General features: G+C 72.3%; 5 protein-coding genes. 3 read left to right on the forward strand and 2 right to left on the reverse strand.

The features are described 5' to 3' along the window. Window positions 1-565: 565 nt before the first annotated feature. Window positions 566-1,249, reverse strand: coding sequence for a bifunctional DNA primase/polymerase (locus ACZ61E_RS29615; RefSeq protein WP_469703153.1), 684 nt, complete (start codon window positions 1,247-1,249; stop codon window positions 566-568). A 519-nt stretch (window positions 1,250-1,768) separates the two neighbouring features. Between ACZ61E_RS29615 and ACZ61E_RS29620 the strand changes: the two genes are divergently transcribed. Together ACZ61E_RS29620 and ACZ61E_RS29625 are read left to right on the forward strand one after the other, a co-directional pair. Continuing rightward, window positions 1,769-3,301 carry a PP2C family protein-serine/threonine phosphatase gene (locus ACZ61E_RS29620; protein WP_469703154.1) on the forward strand — a complete coding sequence of 511 codons (1,533 nt, stop codon included), beginning with the start codon at window positions 1,769-1,771 and terminating at the stop codon, window positions 3,299-3,301. 152 nt (window positions 3,302-3,453) lie between these two features. Further along, the gene (locus ACZ61E_RS29625) at window positions 3,454-4,977 is read left to right on the forward strand and encodes an aminopeptidase P family protein (RefSeq protein ID WP_469703155.1); all 1,524 of its coding nucleotides are present in this window, start codon (window positions 3,454-3,456) and stop codon (window positions 4,975-4,977) included. Between the two features lie 269 nt (window positions 4,978-5,246). On the opposite strand, the gene ACZ61E_RS29630 is transcribed toward ACZ61E_RS29625, so the two are convergent. Next, entirely contained in the window at window positions 5,247-5,732 is a 486-nt protein-coding gene (locus ACZ61E_RS29630) for an ATP-binding protein (protein ID WP_469703156.1), read from the reverse strand. A gap of 192 nt (window positions 5,733-5,924) precedes the next feature. Here ACZ61E_RS29630 and ACZ61E_RS29635 point away from each other — a divergent pair. Beyond that, on the forward strand, window positions 5,925-6,647 hold a 723-nt coding region (locus tag ACZ61E_RS29635), incomplete at its 3' end, for a hypothetical protein (protein WP_469703158.1).

The raw sequence follows: 6,647 nt of genomic DNA on the forward strand, positions 1-6,647 counted from the left end.
GGCGGCCCCTGGCCGTCGGTCCCGCCCAGTGCCGGGCGTGCTCAACCAGCGGACGGAGCAGCCGAGTTGGCGCCGGATCCGAGCAGCGGCGGCCCGGCGCCGCCGGCACTTCCCGCGAACTCCGCCACCGCCCGGCACCGCGTCGGCTTTCCCGCCGTGCGTTCACGCGGAGTTTCACAAGAACCCGGCTCATCGCCGTCTTGGACCGCGCAGTGCGACCGCGCGGTCCGCCCGCCGGTGCCCATCGCACCGAGCCCGGAACTCAATTCCCGGCCTGTCGCATTCCGGTTGTGCGTACGGCCCCGGGTGTCGCCGTTCCCGGTGAGTACACACGTCCGGGCCTCGATACCGTCACACGACGTGAGCGCCGGTCCGCGGCGCTCGACGGCCGCCGCACCGCCGTTCCCCGCCCCGTTCCCCGCCGCCGTGCGCCCTTTCCCCGCGACTCGGGCCGACGACGCCCGTACGGGTGACGGCCACCGGTGACGGCACGGACACGGAAACCGGGTCGCACCGATGGGTGCGACCCGGTTTCCGGCCGGTGGGCGAAGCCACCGTGAGACGCTCAGTACGCGAGCCTGCTGCCACCGTCCGGTGCGCTCGTGCTCGCCTCGACCAGCGCGTCCACGACCGCCTCCACGTCCGGGAGCCACGGCGACGCCGAGCCGGGCAGCGGTGCCCGCTCCCAGCGGACCTGCCCCCCGACCGCCTCGGACGGCGGGAGGACCAGATAGCCGCCCTCGCCGTGGAAGCGGAGCGAGCTGGGCACCCAGTCCATGGCGAAGAGCAGCTCCCCGAGCCGCTCCAGGGTGTAAGGGGCGACCAGCAGCGACCAGCGCGTGGGGGTGGCCACGACCGGGCCGAGCCGCATGCCCATCTCGTCCAGTGCCGCGAGCGCGCGCTCCCCGGCGGCCGCGGGCAGACTCACCGCGCACGGCGCGGTGCCCCCCGTGGCCATCACGATCGGGGCGGTGGGCCGGTTGGTCCACCACCAGCGCACCATGCGCTCGTCGGTCGTCGCGGCCAGCAGGCCGGGATCGAAGGGGTGTGCGCCGGGTACGGCGCACTCGGGGTCCGGGCAGGCACAGCCGCGGCCACGCTCGCCCCGGCCGCCGGACGTCTTCAGGCCGGCTCCGGGAAGTACGGGCCACTGCCACGCCGTGGCGCACGTGAGCGCCGCTTCGAGTGGAGCAGGCATCCCCTTGCGCCTGAACAGGAGCCTGCGTCGCCTTCCGAGGATCTCGCGCATGAGCGCTCGTTCCTTTCCGTTGAACGCCGAGGTCCACATGCCACACCGGTCGATCTGTGTGCATGGCTTCACTGTGCGTATCGCTGTGCGTACCGTCGACGTGTGCCGTCGACGCTCCGCCGCCCCCGTGGACAGGGCACAGTCGGACTTTGCCAACCTGCGGCTGGGCTCACCGCTCCTGGGCCGAACGCTGTCTTCAACTAACCCGTGGCGATGGGTGGCGCACTCAATGGGCTGCTGTCGCGCTGTGACAGCCCCCCGCCGTTCCGGGATGGCGCGCGGGCTACGGCGGTTAAGACGCCGAAGCCGTCCGTCAGGTTCCGGGGCAGTCCCAACTGCCCCTGTCCGTCACCGTTTACGTACCCATGACGTGCCGGATGACGCTCCTCCTCGATGTCGCCTGCGCTTCACCGGGGAGGCCCCTGTCGAGTTCCCTCAGTCGATCGCAAGAATACAGCGTTGGGAGCATTTTCTCGCCAAGTTGAACGTAGCGCAGACACCAGCGCCTCCGCCGTGACAATGCTGGACATCGCCTCAGTTGTGCGTGTACATGTGGATGCACTCATAGTGGCGCAGATTCACGCGGTGGTTTGCGATGCTATTGCGCGAAACGCACCAGTCAGAAAGCCGGTTGCCATGAGCGCTCCGCACATGCCGAAAGTGGCTGGAATCGATTCCGTAGTTCCGGGTCCCGCGCAGACTGTCGCGCCACTCGACGAGTCCCCCGGCGCCCCCGTGCTCCTGATCCAGGACCGGCTGGCCGGCTGGGTCTCCGACCTGACCACCCTGCACGAACTCACCGAACGCCTGGCCAGGACCCGTTCGGTGGACGCGGCGCTCAACGAGGTCGTACGAGCGGGCGCCGCCCTCGTCGGCTCCTCGCGCGGTCTGGTCGTCATCGAACCAGCGCTCCCGGCGGACGAGCACATTTCGGTCACCTCCGTAGGACTCGGTCTCAGCCACGCGGACATCGGCCAGCTGGAGACCGTACCGCGCGGCGCGTCCTCCTACGGACGGCTGCTCGACGACACCGCCCGGCCCGCCACGGCGGCCGAGTCCGTCCGCGACGTGCTCGGCGACCCGGGCCTCGACCCGCTGCACCGGCAAGTGGCCCTGCGGCTCGGCTACAGCGCCACGTACGCGGTCTCCCTCGCGACCGACACCGCGGGCCGGATCGGCGCGGCGGTCTGGTTTTACGACGAACCCGCCGAACCGGTCGAAAGACAGCGCCATCTGGTGGGTCTCTACGCGCGGTACGCCGCCGAGCATCTGGCACGCCTCCTGGAGGTGGAGACCGCCCGTGCCCGCGAGGCCACGATCGCCGAGGAACTGCTGCCCCGCCGGCTCCCCCGCGTGCCGGGCGTGCGGCTCGCCGTACGGCACCGTACGAGCGGGCGCGGCGGCGGCGACTGGTACGACGCGCTGCCGCTGCCCGAGGGCGCGCTGGGGCTGGCCGTCGGCTCGGTCAGCGGCACGGGGCCGAGCGCGCTGGCGGCCATGGGGCGGCTGCGCGCCTCCCTGCGGGCGTACGCGGTGATGGAGGGCGAGGACCCCGTGGCCGTGCTGTCCGACCTCGAACTGCTGCTGCGGCTGACCGAACCGGCACGCACCGCCACCGCGCTCTTCGCCTACGCCGAACCCGCGCGCCGCAAGATCCTGCTCGCCGGGGCGGGGCACGCGCCGCCGCTGATCGTGGGGGAGCGGCGTACCGAGTTCGTCGAGACGACCCTGTCGGCGCCGCTGGGGATGCTGTCCTGCTGGGAGGCGCCGAGCGTGGAGCTGTCACCGGCGCCAGGAGAAACGGTGCTGCTGTACACGGACGGCCTGCTGCGGCGAACCGGCGATCCGATGGACCGGGCCTTCGCGCGGCTGCACGCGGCGGCGGCGAGCGTCCCCAGGAGCCTCAGGGACGATCCCGGGGCGGTCGCCGACCATGTGCTGCGAGTGGTGCTGCCGGAGGGACCCGAGGCGGCCGGCCCCGGCGCCCGCTCCGTGGGAGACACCGGCGGGAGCGCGGAGGACGTGGTGGTCCTCACCGCCCTCTTCGAGTAGCGGCGCGCTCCGGAGCGAAACGGACGGATGCACTCCAGTGGTGGTACACCCGCCGGTCGCGTTGTCCACAGGCCCCCTGGCCTGTCTCCCGTACAGACATACGATGGTGCCGGGACCCGAAAGGTCCACTGTCGTACAGGAGGAGGCAGACCGTGGCCGAGGAGCTCATCCCGGAAACACCGGAGACCCCGGAGACCCTGGGAAATCCGGACACAGTTCTCGATGACGCCGACGAGGCGTCGGCCGAGAAGCCCGTCAAACAGCGCAAGAACGGCCTGTACATGAGCGTGTCCGACGAGCTGGCCGAGAACATGAAGTCGGGCTGGGCCGACACCGAGCTGCGCGATCTGGAGCCCGTCGCACAGGCGCCGTACGCGGCGGCCCGCCGCGCCGCGCTGTCCGCGCGTTTCCCGGGCGACCGCCTGGTGATTCCCGCGGGCGGCCTGAAGACCCGGTCGAACGACACGGAGTACGGCTTCCGCGCCTCCACGGAGTACGCGTATCTCACCGGCGACCAGACGGAGGACGGCGTCCTCGTGCTGGAGCCGGAGTCCGGCGGCGAGGGCCACCGGGCGACGATCTATCTCACCCCCCGCTCCAACAGGGAGAACGGCGAGTTCTGGCTCGACGGCCGCCAGGGCGAGCTGTGGGTCGGCCGCCGGCACTCGCTCGCCGAGGCCGAGCAGCTGCTCGGCCTGCCCGCGAAGGACGTACGGGAGCTGGCCGGGGCACTGCGCGAGGCGACGGGCCCGGTGCGGGTCGTCCGCGGGCACGACGCGTCGATCGAGGCGGCGCTGGCCGACAAGGTCACGGCGGAGCGCGACGAGGAGTTGCGCGTCCATCTGTCCGAGGCGCGCGCCGTCAAGGACGAGTTCGAGATCGGCGAGCTCCAGAAGGCCGTCGACTCGACCGTCCGCGGCTTCGAAGACGTCGTAAGGATCCTCGACAGGGCCGAGGCGACCAGCGAGCGCTACATCGAGGGAACGTTCTTCCTGCGTGCCCGGGTGGAGGGCAACGACATCGGCTACGGCTCGATCTGCGCCGCCGGCCCGCACGCGACTACCCTGCACTGGGTGCGCAACGACGGGGACGTGCGCCCCGGCGATCTGCTGCTGCTCGACGCGGGCGTGGAGACCCACACCCTCTACACGGCGGACGTCACACGCACCCTGCCGATCAACGGCCGGTTCGACGCGTTGCAGCGCAAGATCTACGACGCGGTGTACGAGTCGCAGGAGGCCGGTATCGCCGCGGTGAAGCCGGGCGCGAAGTACCGGGACTTCCACGACGCGTCGCAGCGGGTGCTCGCCGAGCGGCTCGTGGAGTGGGGCCTGCTCGACGGACCGGTGGAGCGGGTCCTGGAGCTGGGTCTCCAGCGCCGCTGGACGCTGCACGGCACCGGGCACATGCTCGGCCTGGACGTCCACGACTGCGCGGCGGCGCGCACGGAGGCGTACGTGGACGGGACGCTGGAGCCCGGTATGTGCCTCACCGTGGAGCCGGGGCTCTACTTCCAGGCGGACGACCTCACGGTGCCGGAGGAGTACCGGGGCATCGGCGTCCGGATCGAGGACGACATCCTCGTCACGGAGGACGGCAACCGGAACCTGTCGGCGGGGCTGCCGCGTACGTCGGACGACGTGGAGGCCTGGATGGCGGCCACCAAGCAGGGCTGAGCGAGCGGAGCAGTACCCGGCACCGGCCCGGTCGTGCGAGAGGCGCGGCCGGGCCGGGGCCCTGGGTGTATTGACCACGGCAGCGCCGTCCGCCCGCGGGGCGGGGCCCGTGGCGGCCGGTGCGGTGCGTCGCGAGGCGGAGGATCGGTCTCGTACTGGGCGTACTCGGCCCGGCTCCGACGACGCGGCGAGGCGCCGCGCCAGGCGTCGCGGGCCGGGCAGGACTTCGGGACTTCGGGACTTCGCAGACACGAGCCGGCGGTGCGGCGTCAGACTCCGGCGATCGTGCCGCTCAGTGCCGCCAGCGGGGTCTCCTCGCGCCACTTGAGGATCTTGTCGAAGCTGATCACCGCGCCCCGCCCCGGCCGGTTCCGGCAGTGGACGTGGTCGGCCAGCTGCTCGATCAGTGAGAGCCCCCGCCCGTCCTCCGCGGTGAAGGGGGCGAGGGCGGTGGGCCGCCGCAGGGCCCGCCGGGCGGGGAATCCGGGCCCGGAGTCGGCCACCTCGATACGGCACTTCTCGCCGTCCAGATAGGCCGTCACCCGGTACGCCTCCGACGACCGCCCGGGGTCGCCGGGGAAACCGTCACCGCCGTGTTCGACGGCGTTGGCACACGCCTCACTCAGCGCGAGGGACAGATCGAAGGAAATGTCGGGGTCGACGCCCGCGGTCTCCATCGTGCCGATCAGGAGACGGCGCGCCAGCGGGACGCTCGCGGCTTCGCGCCGCAAATGGAGGGACCACCAGATGCTCATGCTCCAGCCTCCTGGCCACAGCTCGACATACCGATACGTATTGCCCTTGTAGGCGTGTCGTAAGCACATCGGCTGTGTGAAACAACCCATTCGGCGGAAGCGAATGGCCGGTCCCCCGTTGTAAGGGACAGAGGGTGATCTTCCGGACCTGCCGTACGAAGCCGCCGGCCGCAGTGCGATGATGACCCGGCCATGCCTGATCGTGTCGCACACGCCGGAGCCGGTCTGCGGCTCCTGAGGGCCGCGGTGTTCACCGCGGTCTGTGTCGTGCTGTCCGCGACAGGACATGTGATCGCGGCGTGTCAGGCCGTCCCCTGGTGGACGCTCGTCGCCGGATTCGCCGGTGTTCTCGCCGTGGCCGCGCCACTGGCCGGACGCGCCCGTTCGCTGCCCTCCATCGCGCTCGCCCTGACCGGCGGGCAGCTCGCGCTGCACGCCCTGTTCGGGATGAGCCAGCACCATCTGACGGTGCGCGCCGGCGCCGACGACGTACTGGTCCGCTTCGCCGCGAAGCTGATCTGCGGGGCCGGTCCGGCATCGCTGAGCCCCGGGGACGCGCACCGCATCGTGGCCGACGCGGGGATCGACCCCGCCACGGTCTCCGGGGCCTCCGACGGGCTCGCGCAGGGCGGTCACCTGCACGGTACGGCCGGCGGGGCCACCGACACGGCCCTCGCCGCCGCCGGGCCGCTGCCCGAGCTGCCGACCCTGCCCATGTTCCTCGCGCATCTGCTGGCCGCCCTCGCGACCGGCTGGATGATGCGCCGCGGCGACCTCGCGCTGGCCCGGCTCGCCACGCTCTCGGCCCACGGTCAGGGGCTCGGGGGGGGGGGGGGGGGGGGGGGGGGGGGGGGGGGGGGGGGGGGGGGGGGGGGGGGGGGGGGGGGGGGGGGGGGGGGGGGGGGGGGGGGGGGG

The sequence above is a fragment of the Streptomyces sp. NPDC104581 genome (assembly GCF_055583685.1).